Source organism: Pedobacter psychrodurus (assembly GCF_032678585.1).
GTDB classification, from domain to species: Bacteria; Bacteroidota; Bacteroidia; order Sphingobacteriales; family Sphingobacteriaceae; genus Pedobacter; species Pedobacter psychrodurus_A.
This window is the reverse complement of record NZ_JAVTSN010000002.1, coordinates 57,095-74,079: the sequence shown is the minus strand read 5'-3', so window position 1 is coordinate 74,079 and position 16,985 is coordinate 57,095. Positions and strand designations below refer to the sequence as shown.

The following is a 16,985-nucleotide window of genomic DNA, read 5'->3' as shown; positions in this document are numbered from 1 at the left end:
TTTATAAGCGTATATTGCTGATAAAACCACAGCTCCTTTTTTTTAATGCCTGATACAAAAAGATACCGTTATAAAGTTTTGAAATGGATTGCCGGCACCTTGCTTGGCGTTTTTATCGTACTTGCAGGTGTCGCTTGGTTTTTAAATGTAAAATCGCGCCCTATATTAACCGATAGAATAAAAACGCTGCTCTATAAATCGACCGATAGCCTTTATACCATCAGCTTTACCAAGGTTTCTACAAATATCATTACCGGAAATGCCACTTTACAAAATGTAAAAATCACGCCCGATACCAATCGGTTTAAACAGCTTATTGCATTAAAAAGGGCTCCCAATAACCTGTATACCGTTTCCTTAAAAAAACTGGTCGTAAAGCGCTTCCATCCGCTAACCCTGTACAGGGAACAAAAGCTTCAGTTGGAAGAAATTATATTTGATAAACCTGAGGTAACAATGGTGAATCAACAGTTTGCCTTTAACGAGGGCCGGGCACCCAGGCCGATTAAATCTCCTTATGATATCATCTCCAAAAACCTAAAGGAGTTTAGCATTAAAACCATCCGTTTTAAAGATGTTGGTTTTAAATACATCAATAAAAACAGACCCAACGCTACTCCTTTTTCCATTGATGACCTCAATATTACCTTAACCGACCTATTGGTTGATTCTACCTCTGCTGAAGATCCCTCCCGCTTTTATCTGCTTAAGGATATTGTGATCAACCTCAATAATTACGTTTACCGTACCCCGGATAAAATGTATGATGTTAAACTGGATCAGCTCGATTTTAGGGCAACAACTGGTAAATTGAGGATAAATAGTTTTGCTATGGTTCCCTTATATGATGAAATGACCTTTGGAAAAGTGGCCGGCTACGCAAGGGAACGTTTTAACATCAGTATGAGCGATATTATGCTCAACGGGATCGATTTGCCGCTTTATATCAGCAAGCAAGAGCTATGGGCAAAAGAAATGGCCATTTCTAATGGTTTTATTTCAGTTTTTAATCAGAACGGACTTCCGGAAAAACCACGGGAGAGTAAGATCGGCAAATTCCCCCATCAGCTTTTACAGTTGCTTGACGACCCTATACTGGTGCAGAAAATTCAACTAAAAGATGTTGACGTTAATTATGCCGTTTACAATAGTGAAAGTAGCCAGAAAGGGCAGATTAGCTTTCAGCACACCTCGGGGATTATAAAAAACGCCACCAATGTCGAAAAAATTAAGGCCATAAACCCCACCATGGAGGTTAACCTGAACACTTATCTTTTTGGGCAGGGGAAACTGGATGTAAATTTTAAATTCGACTTAACAGCTAAAGATGGGGCTTTTTCTTATAATGGTGTTTTACATAATTTTAATGCCCGGGTTTTAAACCAGATTACCAAACCCTTGGGCCTGGTACGCATTAACCGCGGCAATATTGATAAACTGAAGTTCGACTTTAAGGCAAATGACTTAGGTGCAAAGGGAACAGTGGCTTTCTCTTATTACGACCTTTCGGTGGCGCTGATGAAAAACGATCCTGAAAAGGATCATCTGGTTACCCGCGGTTTTCTTTCTTTTTTAGCGAATGCACTGATCATCAAATCAGAAAACCCAGGTGCAGACGGGAAATTAGTTCCCGAATATGTGAATTACAGCAGGCCGGCAAATACCTCTTTCTTCAACATGATCTGGAAAAGCCTTTTTACGGGTATAAAATATAGCATAGGCATTACTGAAGAAAAACAGAACGAAGTACGCGAACATATTGCTAAATTTAAGGCTATGCGGGCCAGCCACAATCTAAGAAAACAGAAAAGATTAGAGCGCCGCCTAAAAAGAGAGCGGGAACAGAATGAAAAGCGATAGCATTTTGTAACCTTTTCTTATCTTTATTCTCTAAACCTTAAACTAAAATTATGATTATTGCCCTCGTTATTATCGGATTTATATTCCTGATCGGAATTTTCTTCTACAATTCACTTATCGGTAAGAAAAACCAGGTAACCAATGCTTTTTCTGCTATTGATGTGATGCTCAAAAAACGTTTCGACCTCATTCCAAACCTGGTTGAAGTGGTAAAACAGTATACTACTTACGAACAGGGAACATTGACCAAAATAGTTGAACTCAGATCAAGGGCCACTTCAGGAAACATCAGTACTGCCGAAAAAGCAGATTTAGATGCGCAATTGAGTAGCAGTGTTAAAGGCTTAATGGTGAACATTGAAAATTATCCTGATTTAAAGGCCAATACCAATTTCATTAACCTGCAAAGCACCTGGACTGAAAGTGAAGAACAGATTGCCGCAGCGAGAAGAACTTATAATGCTTCGGTAACCGACTATAACAATTCGATTATGATGTTCCCGGGCAGTTTATTTGCCGGAATGCTAAATTTTCAGCCGATCGCCGTTTTAGAAACTGCGGCCGAAGAACGCAAAAACATCAGCGCCAAAGAACTTTTCAATAATTAATGTCGTTCAATATTGAAAGCAATGTAGCCTTACAGCAAGTTTTGGCTACAATGGAGGTAGAGCGCAAAAGAATTGCGGCTACCCAAACCAAAGGTTATATTTTTATTGCTGCAGGCATTTTACTCCTCATCCTTGGCTTCTTTTTAGGCCTCCCGATACCGGGTGTTATTGCGGGTTTAATTCCCATTATCTATGGAGGTGTTTTATTCTACAAAATAAGCGATGCATTAAACAGCTATAAAAACACTTACAAAAATGATGTAATTGGTGCCGCGCTTAAGTTTTTAGATGAAAGTTTATCTATCCAGCCCTACCAGGGAATTGAGGCCACGGAGTTTATGTACACCCAGCTTTTTAACACCGAGCCTGATCGTTATAAAACAGAAGATCTGGTTATGGGCTGTGCTGGCAAAACCAGATTTTATTTTGCTGAAGTACATGCCGAATATAAAACGGTTACGCAAACTAAAAACGGCACCCGAACCGAATGGCATGATATTTTTAAGGGCATTCTTTTCGCGGCCGATTTTAACAAGAAATTTAATGGTGTTACCATTGTTAAACCCAAAGATTTCGGTGCTGCTTTTGGCGCATGGTTTTCGAAAAACCTATTTTCCTTTGGCAGCAAAGATGTGATTCAATTGGAAAACGTAGATTTTGAAAAAACTTTTGTAACGCATGGTTCGGATCAGGTAGAATCGAGGTACATCCTCACTCCTGCCATGATGGAAAGGGTATTAAACCTCAACCATCAAACCAAATACAACATCAGTTTATCATTTATCGAATCGCGAATGTATATTGCTTTTCCTTTAAACCGGAACTATTTCGAGGCTCCTGTTTTTAAATCGTTGTTAAATCCTGAAACTGTGAATGAAGATATTGCCACCATCAAGTTTATGTATGATATCGTTAAGGAACTGGATCTGAATACCAGGATTTGGGGGAAAGCATAAACCCAAAGTTTAACAGAGGTGAAATGGAAGGCAAAAATGCAGGAGTTTAGCGTGGGCTGGCCCAGACTTACGAAGTTTCTCCTGCGCAAGGCAATCGAAACTTCGTAAGACTTGCGCCACTAGCTCAAATGTTTTTTAACAATTTCTTCCAAGGCCGCAATATCAAAAGGTTTTGATAAATAACTATCAGCACCAGCTTCATCTGCTAACGAAGAAATATCATTGTTTGCAGAAAAATAAATTACCGGAATATGCTTTAAATCAGGGTGACTTTTTAATGCTTTTGTAGCCTGTATCCCTCCTAAATCGGGCAGCCAGTTATCCATAAAAATTAAATCGGGCATATATTCTGCTACTTGTTCTTCTATATTATTGGCATTTTCAGATGTTTTTATCTCATAGCCCGCATCTTCTAAAATAAATGTACATAGATCTAAAATATCTCTATTATCATCAAAAACAAATACTTTTTTTGCAACTGTCATATTAACCTCCGAAGGCAAATTACCCATTTAAATTATTTATATAATCAGCCATATCACGGCTATCCAACACCACATGTGGCTTAACGTTTATTACAGCCTGTTGGGGCATATACGGCATTATCGCCGTATTTGGATTCTGTATAACCACTCTACCACCCAAATTGTTTACAATTTTTAATCCTTCAACGCCATCTGCATTAGATCCCGATAGCAGGATACAGACTAATTTTTCTTTAAATACCTCAGCTGCCGATTGAAAGGTAACATCAATGGATGGTCGCGAATAGTTCACTTTTTCCGAATAATCCAAAGAAATGCTTCCGTCTTCTTCTACCAACAGGTGATAATCGGCCGGGGCAATAAAAACCTTACCAGGAGTTAAAAATTCCTTTTCTTCAGCTTCATTAACCTGAAGTTTGGTGCGGCTCTGCAACAAATCGGTTAAGAGCGATTCGTTACTGGCCTTACGGTGAACCACCAACACAATCGGAAAACGGATATCGTTCCTTAAAGCGGGAAAGATTTCGAGCAAAACATCCAAACTACCGGCCGAGCCACCGATAATTAATGCACCACAGGAGTTAGAACTTACAGTTTGCGCCATATTTTCTCCATTTGTACCCTTTTATATTCTTTAGCTTTGGGCCAAAACTCCAAACTTTCTTTACTTCCTAAAGCAAGATACCCTAATTTTTCGATGCTGCCATCAAATAGATTAAATACTTTGTGCTGTAAATCTTTATCAAAATAGATTAATACGTTTCTACATAAAATGAGCTGAAATTCATTAAAAGAGTGGTCAGAAACTAAATTATGTGTCGAAAAAATCATTTTGCTGCTCAAACTCTCATCAAATTTTGCAAGCGAATAATTTGCAGTGTAATAACTGGAAAACTCTTTTATCCCTCCCGATTGCAGATAATTTTCAGAATACTGCTTTAAATAATTGAGCGGAAACATGCCTTTTTTTGCCTTTTCTAAAACAGAAGGATTAATATCTGTTGCATAAATAAGCGATTTATTGAGCAAATTAAGCTCTTTTAAAACAATGGCAAGCGAATAGGCTTCCTCCCCGGTAGAACAGCCAGCCACCCAGATCCGAATAAACGGATAAGTGCCCAAAACAGGAAGCACATCATTCCGTAAGGCCTTATAAAATGAAGGATCGCGGAACATTTCGGTCACATTCACCGTAATCTCTTCCAAAAAGCGCTTGAAATATTGCTTATCGCTTCTAACCGTATAACGGAATTCGGCAAAACTTACAAAATTATCCAATGCATAAAGGCGGGTAATCCTCCTTTTTATTGATGCATGCGAGTATTCCAGAAAATCGTATCCGTGGCTTTCCAAAACATCATTCAGCAGGATTTCCACCTGATCATTATCTATTGCATCACTTATCACCACCTATTTTGTAAAGTTTTCTATTTGTTCCAATAACTCGTCAACATTTATCGGTTTTGAAACATAACCTGATGCGCCTGCGCCTAAGCAGCGCTCTTTATCGCCAACCATGGCCTGCGCCGTTACGGCCAATACGGGTATATTTTGCATTTTAGCCGATTTTTTCATCGCGGCAATGGCCTGATAACCATCCATATCGGGCATCATCATATCCATTAATACAATGGCAACATTGTCCTGTTTTTCTATAATAGAAAAACCTTCCTGAGCACTTATAGCAGATACACAATCAAAACCTTTGGCCTTTAAAACAGCTTTTAAGGCAAAAATGTTTCGGTTATCATCATCAATAATGAGAATTAATTTTTGAGGCATAGTTTAAATAAAATGGGTTATGAGTTATGATGATTTTCGTAAAGCCAAACACGCAAAAGTGATACCAATTGATCCATATCTACGGGTTTACTGATGTAATCGGAAGCACCTGCTGCAATACATTTTTCCCTGTCGCCCATCATGGCTTTAGCCGTTACCGCTAAAATTGGCAGGTTCCGGTATTTGATATCCTGTCTGATGGCTGTTGTCGTTTCATAACCATCAAGCTCAGGCATCATCATATCCATTAATACCACGTCGATCTCCGGGGTTTCATTTAACAGTTTAAGCGCTTCTTTACCATCGGTAGCGGCAACCACTTTCATCTGGTGCTGCTCTAACATTTTGGTTAATGAGAAAATATTACGCACATCATCGTCGGCAACCAGAACTGTTTTACCAATCAATACATCCTGCAGTTCGGAGAATTTTTTAGGGGCCTTTGTTTTCTCTTTACTTTTTTCTTCTACCAGATGAAGGAACAAACCAGCCTCATCCAATATGCGCTGATAAGAATGCGCCGTTTTTACCACTATAGAATCTGCGTATTGTTTGATCCTGTTTTCCTCTCCTTTTGAAAGGTTTTTACCCGTAAAGATAATGATTGGCAGATTTTCCAGTCCCGGTGTTTTCTTCACCACTTCCAGGGTTTCATAAGCATGTTTATCAGGAATACCCATATCCAGAATTACACAGTTTACTTCGGGTTTATGTAGCGCAGAAACACTTTCATTTACCTGGTTCACAATTTCGGTCTGGATATTAAAGTTGCTTAAAAAGTAACTTAATGCTTTGGCATGTTGTTCGTTTTCTTCAACAATAAGTACCTTTTTAGGGTGACGGCTAAGTGCATGTTCCAGTTTCGAAAAGATCTCTTGCATGTGTTCAAAAGCAAAAGGTTTGTTGATAAAATCAACTGCACCTTTTAACAAACTTTCTTTCTTCACCTGTAAAGATGACATGATGTGCACCGGAATAGGGCGTGTGGAAGGATCTGATTTCAACTCCTCCATTACCTGCCAGCCATCTTTAATCGGTAATTGAATATCAAGTAAAATAGCGAGCGGTTTAAATCTTTTCGCCATTTCGATGCCCACATCACCACGAACGGCCACCAAACCTTTGTAATTTCTTTTTCGGGTAAAATCTAAAAGTGTTTTGGCAAAAGGGGTATCATCCTCCACAATTAAAATTACCTTATCATCAGGCTCGATATTATCGCGGTCATCATCTATTTCCTGCGGAATATTATCGACCGTTAAATGACTTACTTTTTTGATCACCGGCTCTGCAGCAGCGACAAAAACAGGTTTATCGAAATTAACAGCAACGCCTTCAAAGCCCTTATTTTTATCAATAGGCAACGTTAAAGTGAAAACACTCCCCTCGCCTTCAGCGCTCTTTAAGTCGATATAACCACCCAATAGTTTAGCTAGTTCTCTGCTGATCGAAAGACCTAAACCTGTACCGCCAAATTTACGCCGTGTAGAGCCATCTGCCTGTTGGAAAGCCTCGAATACCATGCCTTGTTTTTCGGGCGCTATACCCACCCCAGTATCGGTAACTTTGAATACCAGTGCGCCCAGTTTCTCGTTTTTACTGATGTTTAACGTTACCGAGCCCACGGTTGTAAATTTAATGGCATTAGATAACAGATTTTTGATGATCTGCTCTAAACGCATTTTATCGGTATGGAAAAACTCAGGTACTGTTGTAGATTTATCGACCACAAAGTTCAGGTTCCGCTCTTTTGCCAGAGGGTTAAATAACGAACGCATATTGAAGATAATATCATCAACTTTGATGTTCATTCTATCGAGCTCCATTTTACCAGCTTCAATTTTAGAAAGATCCAAAATCTCGTCAATCAAACTCAATAAGCCCTGGCCCGAACTTTGGATCACCTCCGCATATTCCTGATGTTCGCGATCCATTGCCTCATTTTCGGCCATTAACCTCGATAATAGCAAGATCGAATTAAGTGGGGTTCTTAACTCATGCGACATGTTGGCCAAAAACTCCGATTTATATCGTGTACTCAACTCTAAAGCCTCTGCCTTCTGTTGAATTTCTATATTGCGCTCTTCAATCAGTTCATTTTTCTCTTCCAACAAACTGCTTCTTTCTTCAAGCTCCTGATTACTTTGCAATAACTCTTCTTGTTGCACGCGTAATTCTTCTTCACTGGCCTGAAGTTTTTGCGCCTGCGCTTCGAGTTCAGCATTTAAGCCTTCTAATTCGTTGTGCTGCACTTGCAACTCTTCTGATTGTGCCTGCGTTTCTTCTAATAACTGCTGAAGCTTTTGACGGTTCTGTGCGCCTAACAGGGCTGTACCGATATCAGATAAAACCAGGTTTAAGAAGTGCAGTTGAAGGTTGCTGTATTTACCTATGGTACCCAATTCCAAACCTCCTATTGAAATTTCGTTTCTAATAATAGGCAATACAATTAGTTGCGCTGGTTTTATATTTCCTGTGGCATGGGTAACTGTCAATTCATTCTGTGGTACATCATCCAGCAAAATAGCTTTACCCGTTTTCACGGCCTGGCCAATTAATCCTTGCCCAAGTTCAATGGTTTCCACTAAATTTTGCCCCTGCAAGGCATATTGACCTTTCAGATGCAGGTAACCATCATCTTTAAACAAGTAGAGGGCACCAATCTGGCTTTTGGTATAATTGGCCAAAAATTCTATAATATCTTCTGCCAGATGGAAAACATCCTTTTCGCCGACCATGTTTACATTTAAGTTGGCCACCCCCGTTTGTATCCATTCGTTTTCTTCAAGTGTATCAAAAGATTTTTTTAATGAAGAAGACATCGTGTTTAGCGATTCAGAAAGCTCACCTATATCATCCTGACTCTGGCTATCGAGTTTTACACCATAATTGCCGTTAGAAATCTGAGAGGCAATTTCTTTAATGGCCACAATGCGTTTCTCCATTTCATATTTTTTATCCTCAATTTCTTTTTGAAGTTTAACACGTTCATCAAAATCGACAGATACTTTTCTATAAAAAAACAGGGTGATCAGTATGGCGAGAAGGGCCGCAATTAAAATCAGGATTGGGGTATAAGCCGTAAGTTTGTTTAGCTCAGCCGTGCGGCTTTCGAGCAATCTCCTTTCTTCCTTTACCATCCTGTTCACCACGCCACGCGCCTGGTCCATATAGGTTTTACCCTCTAAAAGTACCGTTGGATCAATCTGCCCGCCTAATGATTTTATTTCTATGGTTGAGGTAATAATATTAAGCCTACGGGCCAGGATATTTCTTAATTCGGCAACATTTTTTTGCTGAACGGTATTATCCTTAGTTTGTGCCTCTATCCTGTTTAAAGCCGCCATTGCGGTATCGGTAGAACCGTAATAAGGCTGCAAGAATATCTTATTTCCCGTTAATAGGTAACCACGTTGCCCGGTTTCGGCATCCTTTAAGGTAGAAATTACACCTTCAGTATTCAGAATCACCTCGTCGCTGTGTTTTACCAGGTCGGTACTTTTAATCAGGTTACTGATGCTTACGTAAGAAGCCAATGAACTGATAAATAGAATAATTAGCGACAAGCCAAGGCCCAAACGTAAATTATTTTTAAGAGTTGTTTTCATTATATGTGTTAAGGATAATTAGATCTGATTTTTAAGGATTTCTTCTTCGGTAATGGGGATGATGAAATAAAACTCCGATCCTTCATCCGGAACGCTGTTTACCCCTATTGTTCCACCGTGCCGATTGATAATTTCGGAGCAGATATACAAACCGATACCCAGGCCATTAAAGCGGTTGCTATTTTCTTCTACCCGGTAAAATTTATCGAATATTTTATGTTGTTGCTCTTTAGAAATGCCAATACCGAAATCTTTTACGGCCAGATAAAGTTTTTCATCCTTAATATTGATGGTAACATTAACCTGATTGGTGCCGGGAGCATATTTTATCGCATTGGTAATGAAATTGATGACCACCTGCTCGAGGCGCATTTCATCTCCAAAAATCATTTCCTCGGTTTTGCCGAGTTTCGTAATTTTAAAATCGGGATTTGAATGTTGCAACATTTCGATGGCATTGCTCACCATATTATCGGCACAGAAGCTTTTCATGTTAAACTTCATCTTGCCACTTTCAATTTTAGAGATATCGAGCAAATCGACAATTAATTCGTTCAACTTTTCGAGCTGAATGGCGGCTTTTTCGAGATGGTTCTGCGCCATCGTTTTATCATCTCTGTGCAAGCTCCGTTGCAATAACTGAATATACCCCTTTACACTGGTTAAAGGTGTTTTTAACTCATGACTTGCGATACTGATAAATTCGTCTTTTTTATGTTCAGCCTGCTTTCGGAATTCGATTTCTTCTAATAACTTCTCCTGTACTTCGTTAAGCTTTCTGTTCTGCTCATAAATACGGTAGAATGTTTTTATTTTAAGCAGCAGCACATTAATATCAACGGGTTTGGTGATATAATCCAAACCACCGCTCAGGTAGCCTTTTGTAATAAATTTGAGTTCAGTATTTACGGCCGAGAGAAATATAATGGCGGTATCTTTGGCCTTACTGAAACCCGAAATGGCCTCAGCCACTTCAAAGCCATCCATATCGGGCATTTGTACGTCCAGAATAATCAGGACATAATTATTTTTTAAGACTTTTTTTAGCGCTTCTTCGCCGGATGATGCGGTATCAACCTCAAAATTGTGTGCTTGGAGTACTTTCTGTAACGAGATCAGGTTTTCGGGCCTGTCATCAACTATAAGGATCATCTTTATTAAAACAAATAAGAAGCCGGGATAATTATGTTTGGTTTGGAGATAAAAATCTCATTAACTGTAAACAAACAACAGTGTTTCGAAAAAGTTTTAACTTTTTATAAATTATTTGAATTAAAGGTATCACCTTGTTTAATATCTCCAGTTTCAAAACCCTTTTTAAACCAGTACATGCGCTGAGCAGATGTGCCATGGGTAAAAGAATCAGGCTGTACATCGCCTGTAGCCTGTTTTTGCAGTTTATCATCGCCGATGGCATTGGCAGCGGTTAAAGCTTCTTCTATGTCACCTTCATCTAATTTAAAATCTTTAAGGTTTTGTGCATTGTGTGCCCATAAACCGGCAAAAAAATCAGCCTGCAATTCTAATTTAACCGATAAACGGTTATATTCTTTTTCACTCACCTGACCGCGGGCCTGATCTAGCTTTTCTGAAATGCCCAATAAGTTCTGAACGTGATGGCCAACCTCGTGTGCAATTACATAAGCCTGCGCAAAATCGCCCGCCGCTCCGAAACGGTTTTTCAAATCATCATAAAATGATAAATCGATGTATACTTTACGGTCGCCAGGGCAATAAAATGGCCCAACATTGGCGCTGGCATTTCCGCACGCAGTTTGTACAGCCTCCCTAAACAATCTTAATTTTGGATATTCATATTGTTTACCCATGGCTTGGAATTCCTTATCCCAAACCTGTTCTGTTGATTCTAAAACACCAGAAACAAACTGGGCCTGTGCATCGTTGGCAGGAACGCCCTGCTTTACTTCTTCAGTACCTGTAGTTGCCGGGATCTGACTCACCACGCCAGTTAAATCTTTCCCAAAAATTAATCCGAGTACAACGATGATAATACCGATTCCTCCGCCAAGGATGGTTTTTCCACCACCACCGCTTCTGCCGTCTTCTACATTATTACTGCCTTTACCAAACCATTGCATAGTTAATATTTTTTAGTTTAATGAATAACCTTAATCACGGGACAATTGTTATGCTAAAGTAGAAATTATTTTAATTGATTTCATTTTGGTCGGTAGCAAAAAAAAGGAAGTCAAATTTTTTAAAAAACTTGACTTCCTGATATCATTCACCTTAATTTTTCAATTAAATCTGCTAATTATTAAAAGCAGCGATTGCTTTTGCAATTCTTGATTTTGTTTCCGCTACGCCTAACAATACGGCAATATCAAAAACGCCGGGCCCAAATTTGCCACCAACCAGCATAATGCGGAAAGGCAGCATCAACTCGCCAGGTTTAAATCCTTTCTCTTCAGCTAAGGCTTTAAAAGCAGCTTCTGCAGTAATGGCGTCGGTTAGTGTTAAACTTTCTGCAAAAGCATTAAAAAAGTCTGCTTTTTCTGTTGTCCATTTTGGTTTAACTGAATTTACATCATATTCTGCGGGTGAAGCAAAAAAGTAACTGCTCTGCGCCACAAAATCGGGCAGCAAAGTACAGCGGTCTTTAATCAACTCGATAATGGTATTTAAAAAAGCATCGTCGTTTATTTCAACACCTGCTTTTTCCAGTTCCGTTTTAACACTTGGTGCTAATCGTTCCGCATTCTGAGATTTGATCCACTCGTGGTTATACCACTTTGCTTTTTCGAAATCGAATTTAGCCCCCGCTTTACTGATCCGTTCTACAGAGAATTTTTCTTCTAATTCTTTTAATGAGAATAATTCCTGATCGGTACCATCGTTCCAACCTAAAAGCGCTAACATATTGATAAAAGCTTCGGGCATGAAACCCAGTTCTTTAAAACCTTTGGTTACTTCACCAGTTTTAGGATCCGTCCAGTTCATGGCATACACCGGGAAACCTAAACGGTCACCGTCACGTTTGCTTAGTTTTCCGTGTCCATCAGGTTTTAAAATTAAAGGCAAATGTGCCCATGCAGGCATATCGGCTTCCCAACCTAAATACTTCCAAAGCAAAATATGAACAGGAGCCGAAGGCAACCATTCTTCACCTCTAAAGGCATGACTGATTTCCATTGCTTTATCATCAACCACAACAGCCAAATGATAGGTAGGCATTCCGTCTGCTTTTAACAATACCTTATCGTCAACCAGCGAGGTTTCGAAACTTACATCTCCACGGATTAAATCATTGAAATGCACAATTTCATCTGCGGGCACCTTAATACGGATTACATGTGGTGTTTTTGCTGCCAAAAGATCTTCCACTTCACTAATGGTAAGGGTTAAAGAGTTACGCATCTGCATACGTGTGGCCTGTCCGTACTGAAAATTTGGAATTTCTTTTCGTTTGGCATCTAAATCTTCGGGGGTATCAAAAGCATAATAAGCATAACCATCACTAATTAATTGCTCAGCAAATTTCCGGTAACTCGGTTTACGCTCACTTTGACGGTATGGCCCATAAGCACCGGGGTTGGCCGGACTTTCATCTGGTGTAATGCCACACCAATTTAAACAATTTACGATATATTCTTCGGCGCCTTCTACAAAGCGGTTTTGATCGGTATCTTCTACACGAAGTATAAAAGTTCCATTATTTTTTTTGGCGAACAAATAATTGAACAAAGCGGTGCGTACACCACCTAAATGCAAACCTCCGGTTGGGCTTGGGGCAAATCTTACTCTAACTTTTTTATCCATAATTGGTGTGCTGAGCGAGTGGCGCTAGGCGTTAGGCGTTCTGAACGCTTATCGCTTTGCGCAAAACGCAAGATCCTGCAAAGATATGTTTTTCATCCATTTTATATGGTTTTCATATGTGATGAAGCGATTATGCTTTCTAAATGATTGCCTTAGCTTTTTTAAAAAGCATAATGGTTTTATGTTTTTTTCGTTTTGTTATTGTAATTTGGCTAGCTAAAGCATGAACCCCTATCAAAAGAAACGCCGCTGGAAGTTTTTCCTTCTCATATTTGCCATCTTAATTGGCATTGCCTCAGTATTTTACACCGATTCTTTTGTAAAAAAAATGGAACGCGAGGAGGCCGACCAATTTCACCTTTGGGTTAAAATCCAGGAACGTGCCATGTTTCTTTACGATAACGATGATTACCGCGTAATTGTAGAAACGGTACGTGCAAATACCAAAACGCCTGTAATCATGATCGATTCGGCAGGCATGATCAGTTCTTTTTTCGGTTTAGACAGTGCAAAAACCAATTATCCAACTGCCGATACTAAACTTACTTACGATAGCTTATATTTTGTACGCCAACTGAGACAGATGAAAGCCCAGCACCCACCAGATGAAATGAATTTTTTTGGCAAAAAGTTCAAAGCATACTATCGTGATTCTTTTATTTTAACACAGTTGAGGTATTTCCCCTACATACAAATGGCTGTGATCTTCTTGTTTCTCTTAACAGCTTATGCGGCCTTCAGTTCTGCCCGGAAAGACGAACAGGATCATGTTTGGGTGGGATTGGCCAAGGAAACAGCGCATCAGTTGGGCACACCTATATCATCGCTCATGGCCTGGACGGAACTCATGAAATCTAAATTCGATGCAGAGGATGACCCCTTAATTGCCGAAATGGAGAACGATATTAAACGCCTGGAAATTATTACCGACCGTTTTTCTAAAATCGGGTCCAAACCTATACTCGAAGACCATACCGTATATATTGTAATCAGCGATTTTATCCGCTATTTTAAGGTACGTACATCAGATAAGGTAAAATTCAGCATTACCGGCGATGAACAGGTAAGGGCCATGTTAAATGTGCCTTTATTTGATTGGGTAATCGAAAATCTTTTGAAAAACGCGGCCAACGCCATCGAAAACGAAGGATCAATTTCCATTAACATTATCGAAAATTTAGCAAAAGAACAGGTATTTATTGATGTGAGCGATACCGGAAAGGGCATTCCAAGATCTAAGTTCGACGCGGTTTTTCAACCGGGCTATACTACACGTAAACGTGGCTGGGGACTGGGCCTATCACTTACCAAACGTATTGTGGAGAATTACCACAGCGGCGAAATTTTTGTAAAAGACTCCGAGCTGGGTAAAGGCACAACTTTTAGAATAATATTAAAAAGCAGTTTAAGATATGAACCGACCACAGCCTAACGAATATCCAATTTGGGGTGAAACATATATCAGCAAAGTTGATCGAGATATTTTTGAGATTTTAAACGATCAGGTTCAAAGCCTTCCAGCTTTATTTAGGGCCAATGCCGATAAAGCAGATTATGCTTATGCCGAAGGCAAATGGACACTGAAAGAGATGTTGGGGCATATTATCGATACCGAGCGCGTTTTTGCTTATCGCATCACCTGTTTTGCAAGAAATGAACAACAACCCTTACCGGGCTTTGAAGAAGATGATTATGTAAAAAACGCCCGCTTTGCCGAGCGTGAACTGGAAGATTTAATTGAAGAATTTATTGCCCTGCGCAAAGCCAATTTATACCTTTTTAAATCTTTAAATGAAGAAGAATTAAACAGAAAAGGAATTGCTTCTGGAAGGGAAATTAATGTAAAATCTATCCTTTTTATCGCCGGAGGCCACATTATTCACCATGTTTCTATCTTAAAAGAACGTTATCATGTGGTTTAAAAATTTTACCATTGAAGATTTAAATAACCGCCCGAAAAATCATCTGGGTGGCTTGCTCGATATTCGATTCACCGAAATTGGCGAAGATTTTATTAGCGGAACCATGCCTGTTGATGAACGCACACATCAGCCTGCAGGCATATTGCATGGCGGTGCCTCAGTAGTTTTAGCCGAAACATTGGGCAGTATTGCTTCTTATATGTGTATCGATCCTGAAAAGTACATGGCCGTTGGCCTGGAAGTAAATGCCAACCATTTGCGCCCCGTAAAAAGTGGTCTGGTTAAAGGCATCTGCAAACCCTTACATGTGGGCGCCAAAACGCAGGTTTGGGAAATTAAAATTTACGACGAACGTGGAAAAATGAATTGCATTAGCCGCTTAACGGTTGCGATTATCAATAGGCCGCAGTAAACTACGTGCTGTCAGATGTTACCATCTGACTGTTCATTAAACCCAAAGTAAATTATCTGATGTTGAAAGTAGACTATTGCAATTCCAGTACCAATTGTCAGATGGAAACATCTGACAACACAAAAATAAAGAGAAGTCAAGTTTCCACGGTAACCTTGCTAGTAAACTTGACTTCTCTCCATATCATCAAATGGTGCTGTCAGATGTTACCATCTGACTGTCCTTTAAATCTAAAAGCAAATTTCTATTACTGAAAATATCAATTGTCAGATGGAAACATCTGACAACACAAAAAAAGAGAAGTCAAGTTTTCACCGCAACCTTGTTAGTAAACTTGACTTCTCTGCTCATTAAAACTTATTGTTATCCAACCATTTTTTCTCTACCAGATAAGAAACAATTAAACCTAAGCCACCGAAAATGCCTATGCAGCCGAAATAAATGGCTACCGATTGTCCTTCTTCGCTATGGGTCATGTCGCTGCCGAATACGCCTCTAACCGTGAAGAGCGCAACTAATAAACCGACGCCCAAACCAACCAATAATAAACCGAATTTTAGGCTTAAAAATGGTTTTGGTGTTGCCTTGTGCACCCCTGGATCGATTCCCCTTTCGATCATTGCCATTTTCTCCTTATTTGATAAATAGCGTATTCCGAATACCATTGCGAATGCACCTAAAAAAAGTGAGATGGGAACTAATATACCTTCCATGATTATAATTTTTAATTTGTAAATATTTTATCTGTCTGTTGAACCGTGTTCTGTGTATTATGACTACATGCTTTTGAATCAGGTTACACCCTATGTAAAATATTCAATAACCAATGATCAATCACCAGTGTACAAGTGAAAAATAACGGATATAAATCGCAAAAACATCAATATTCAACCATCAAGCGCTACCTTGCCAAAACATTCTTATTTTTGTTTTAAAACCATCGATTTTGATTGAACAACTTAGAAATATAGCCGTTTTTACTTCATTAAGTGATGATTCACTGCACGAGATTTCTAAGCATATTGAATATGTTAAATACAAAAAGGGTACGATCATTATCCATGCCGACAAGATAGAACCTTATTTTTATGTGCTTGAAAAAGGCATAGCCCGGGCATATTGCGATGGCGAAAACCAGCAGATTACTTTCTGGTTTGGACAAAGTGGTAATGTGCTTTTTTCTTTTAATAGTTATATCAACAATCGGCCGGGTTACGAAAACGTGGAACTTTTAGAAAACAGTACTTTAATAAGGATCAGGTTAAACGATCTGTTTTTGCTTTACAAAGACAATCTGGAAATTACCAATTGGGGCAGAAAAATTGCAGAGCAGGAACTCATTGCTACCGAAAGAAGATTAATCGACAGGGCTTTTAAGGGAGCTGCAGAGCGTTATCAGGAATTTATAGATCAATCTCCTGAGCTGATCAAACGTGTGGCCCTAAAACACATTGCCTCCTATTTAGGCGTAACCCAAGTTACTTTGAGCCGCATCAGGGCCACTTGTAAATAGGTTTATTTTTTAACATTTGTAAAATGTTGCCCGATAAATGCACCGTAAGTTTGCAGAAA

Annotated in this window: 16 protein-coding genes; 7 read left to right on the top strand and 9 right to left on the bottom strand. The window is 39.3% G+C overall.

Annotated elements, in window-relative coordinates:
* The first annotated feature begins 45 nt into the window (after positions 1–45).
* The 3 genes from R2S57_RS01705 to R2S57_RS01695 are packed head-to-tail and all read left to right on the top strand — an operon-like array spanning position 46 to position 3,424.
* Positions 46–1,860: a hypothetical protein gene (locus tag R2S57_RS01705; RefSeq protein WP_316843387.1), complete on the top strand. Its 1,815-nt coding sequence runs from the start codon at positions 46–48 to the stop codon at positions 1,858–1,860.
* Between the two features lie 50 nt (positions 1,861–1,910).
* On the top strand, positions 1,911–2,468 hold the full coding sequence (locus R2S57_RS01700) for a LemA family protein (RefSeq protein WP_316843386.1): 558 nt from the start codon (positions 1,911–1,913) through the stop codon (positions 2,466–2,468).
* Positions 2,468–3,424: a DUF3137 domain-containing protein gene (locus tag R2S57_RS01695; protein WP_316843385.1), complete on the top strand. Its 957-nt coding sequence runs from the start codon at positions 2,468–2,470 to the stop codon at positions 3,422–3,424. Before R2S57_RS01700 ends, R2S57_RS01695 begins: the two co-directional genes overlap by 1 nt.
* Before the next feature lie 119 nt (positions 3,425–3,543).
* Here R2S57_RS01695 and R2S57_RS01690 read toward each other — a convergent pair whose 3' ends face one another.
* The 8 genes from R2S57_RS01690 to gltX all read right to left on the bottom strand — a co-directional run bounded on the left by R2S57_RS01690 (position 3,544) and on the right by gltX (position 13,079).
* Positions 3,544–3,909, bottom strand: a complete 366-nt coding sequence (locus tag R2S57_RS01690) for a response regulator (RefSeq protein WP_113950067.1) — start codon at positions 3,907–3,909, stop codon at positions 3,544–3,546.
* Between the two features lie 19 nt (positions 3,910–3,928).
* Entirely contained in the window at positions 3,929–4,513 is a 585-nt protein-coding gene (locus tag R2S57_RS01685) for a chemotaxis protein CheB (RefSeq protein WP_316843384.1), read from the bottom strand.
* Positions 4,498–5,316 (bottom strand): CheR family methyltransferase, encoded by an 819-nt coding sequence (locus R2S57_RS01680; protein WP_410479058.1) that lies wholly within the window; start codon positions 5,314–5,316, stop codon positions 4,498–4,500. The genes R2S57_RS01685 and R2S57_RS01680 overlap by 16 nt, the downstream gene beginning before the upstream one ends.
* 3 nt (positions 5,317–5,319) lie before the next feature.
* Positions 5,320–5,691 carry a two-component system response regulator gene (locus R2S57_RS01675; RefSeq protein WP_316843382.1) on the bottom strand — a complete coding sequence of 124 codons (372 nt, stop codon included), beginning with the start codon at positions 5,689–5,691 and terminating at the stop codon, positions 5,320–5,322.
* 17 nt (positions 5,692–5,708) lie between these two features.
* A complete protein-coding gene (locus tag R2S57_RS01670) occupies positions 5,709–9,299 on the bottom strand; it encodes a response regulator (protein WP_316843381.1) in 3,591 nt (1,196 codons plus the stop codon).
* Positions 9,300–9,317: 18 nt separating this feature from the next.
* Positions 9,318–10,451 (bottom strand): hybrid sensor histidine kinase/response regulator, encoded by a 1,134-nt coding sequence (locus R2S57_RS01665; RefSeq protein ID WP_316843380.1) that lies wholly within the window; start codon positions 10,449–10,451, stop codon positions 9,318–9,320.
* Positions 10,452–10,555: 104 nt separating this feature from the next.
* Positions 10,556–11,398, bottom strand: a complete 843-nt coding sequence (locus R2S57_RS01660; RefSeq protein WP_316843379.1) for a neutral zinc metallopeptidase — start codon at positions 11,396–11,398, stop codon at positions 10,556–10,558.
* Positions 11,399–11,570: 172 nt separating this feature from the next.
* Positions 11,571–13,079, bottom strand: coding sequence for a glutamate--tRNA ligase (gltX, locus tag R2S57_RS01655; RefSeq protein WP_316843378.1), 1,509 nt, complete (start codon positions 13,077–13,079; stop codon positions 11,571–11,573).
* 223 nt (positions 13,080–13,302) lie between these two features.
* Between gltX and R2S57_RS01650 the strand changes: the two genes are divergently transcribed.
* Genes R2S57_RS01650 through R2S57_RS01640 form a run of 3 tightly spaced genes read left to right on the top strand, consistent with a single transcriptional unit; the run spans position 13,303 to position 15,413 of the window.
* Positions 13,303–14,511 (top strand): HAMP domain-containing sensor histidine kinase, encoded by a 1,209-nt coding sequence (locus R2S57_RS01650; RefSeq protein WP_316843377.1) that lies wholly within the window; start codon positions 13,303–13,305, stop codon positions 14,509–14,511.
* A complete protein-coding gene (locus tag R2S57_RS01645) occupies positions 14,492–15,001 on the top strand; it encodes a DinB family protein (RefSeq protein WP_316843376.1) in 510 nt (169 codons plus the stop codon). The genes R2S57_RS01650 and R2S57_RS01645 overlap by 20 nt, the downstream gene beginning before the upstream one ends.
* Positions 14,991–15,413, top strand: a complete 423-nt coding sequence (locus R2S57_RS01640; protein ID WP_316843375.1) for a hotdog fold thioesterase — start codon at positions 14,991–14,993, stop codon at positions 15,411–15,413. Before R2S57_RS01645 ends, R2S57_RS01640 begins: the two co-directional genes overlap by 11 nt.
* A 350-nt stretch (positions 15,414–15,763) precedes the next feature.
* Here R2S57_RS01640 and R2S57_RS01635 read toward each other — a convergent pair whose 3' ends face one another.
* Positions 15,764–16,126 carry a DUF6249 domain-containing protein gene (locus R2S57_RS01635; protein WP_316843374.1) on the bottom strand — a complete coding sequence of 121 codons (363 nt, stop codon included), beginning with the start codon at positions 16,124–16,126 and terminating at the stop codon, positions 15,764–15,766.
* 233 nt (positions 16,127–16,359) lie between these two features.
* Between R2S57_RS01635 and R2S57_RS01630 the strand changes: the two genes are divergently transcribed.
* A complete protein-coding gene (locus R2S57_RS01630; RefSeq protein WP_316843373.1) occupies positions 16,360–16,926 on the top strand; it encodes a Crp/Fnr family transcriptional regulator in 567 nt (188 codons plus the stop codon).
* The last annotated feature ends 59 nt before the right edge of the window (positions 16,927–16,985 follow it).

Bases quoted from the DNA above. Each gene is read 5' to 3' on its own strand.
- R2S57_RS01660 (WP_316843379.1), bottom strand. From the start codon at position 11,398: ATGCAATGGTTTGGTAAAGGCAGTAATAATGTAGAAGACGGCAGAAGC.
- R2S57_RS01665 (WP_316843380.1), bottom strand. From the start codon at position 10,451: ATGATCCTTATAGTTGATGACAGGCCCGAAAACCTGATCTCGTTACAG.
- R2S57_RS01635 (WP_316843374.1), bottom strand. From the start codon at position 16,126: ATGGAAGGTATATTAGTTCCCATCTCACTTTTTTTAGGTGCATTCGCA.
- R2S57_RS01685 (WP_316843384.1), bottom strand. From the start codon at position 4,513: ATGGCGCAAACTGTAAGTTCTAACTCCTGTGGTGCATTAATTATCGGT.
- R2S57_RS01690 (WP_113950067.1), bottom strand. From the start codon at position 3,909: ATGACAGTTGCAAAAAAAGTATTTGTTTTTGATGATAATAGAGATATT.
- R2S57_RS01650 (WP_316843377.1), top strand. From the start codon at position 13,303: ATGAACCCCTATCAAAAGAAACGCCGCTGGAAGTTTTTCCTTCTCATA.
- R2S57_RS01700 (WP_316843386.1), top strand. From the start codon at position 1,911: ATGATTATTGCCCTCGTTATTATCGGATTTATATTCCTGATCGGAATT.
- gltX (WP_316843378.1), bottom strand. From the start codon at position 13,079: ATGGATAAAAAAGTTAGAGTAAGATTTGCCCCAAGCCCAACCGGAGGT.
- R2S57_RS01640 (WP_316843375.1), top strand. From the start codon at position 14,991: ATGTGGTTTAAAAATTTTACCATTGAAGATTTAAATAACCGCCCGAAA.
- R2S57_RS01645 (WP_316843376.1), top strand. From the start codon at position 14,492: ATGAACCGACCACAGCCTAACGAATATCCAATTTGGGGTGAAACATAT.
- R2S57_RS01670 (WP_316843381.1), bottom strand. From the start codon at position 9,299: ATGAAAACAACTCTTAAAAATAATTTACGTTTGGGCCTTGGCTTGTCG.
- R2S57_RS01705 (WP_316843387.1), top strand. From the start codon at position 46: ATGCCTGATACAAAAAGATACCGTTATAAAGTTTTGAAATGGATTGCC.
- R2S57_RS01695 (WP_316843385.1), top strand. From the start codon at position 2,468: ATGTCGTTCAATATTGAAAGCAATGTAGCCTTACAGCAAGTTTTGGCT.
- R2S57_RS01675 (WP_316843382.1), bottom strand. From the start codon at position 5,691: ATGCCTCAAAAATTAATTCTCATTATTGATGATGATAACCGAAACATT.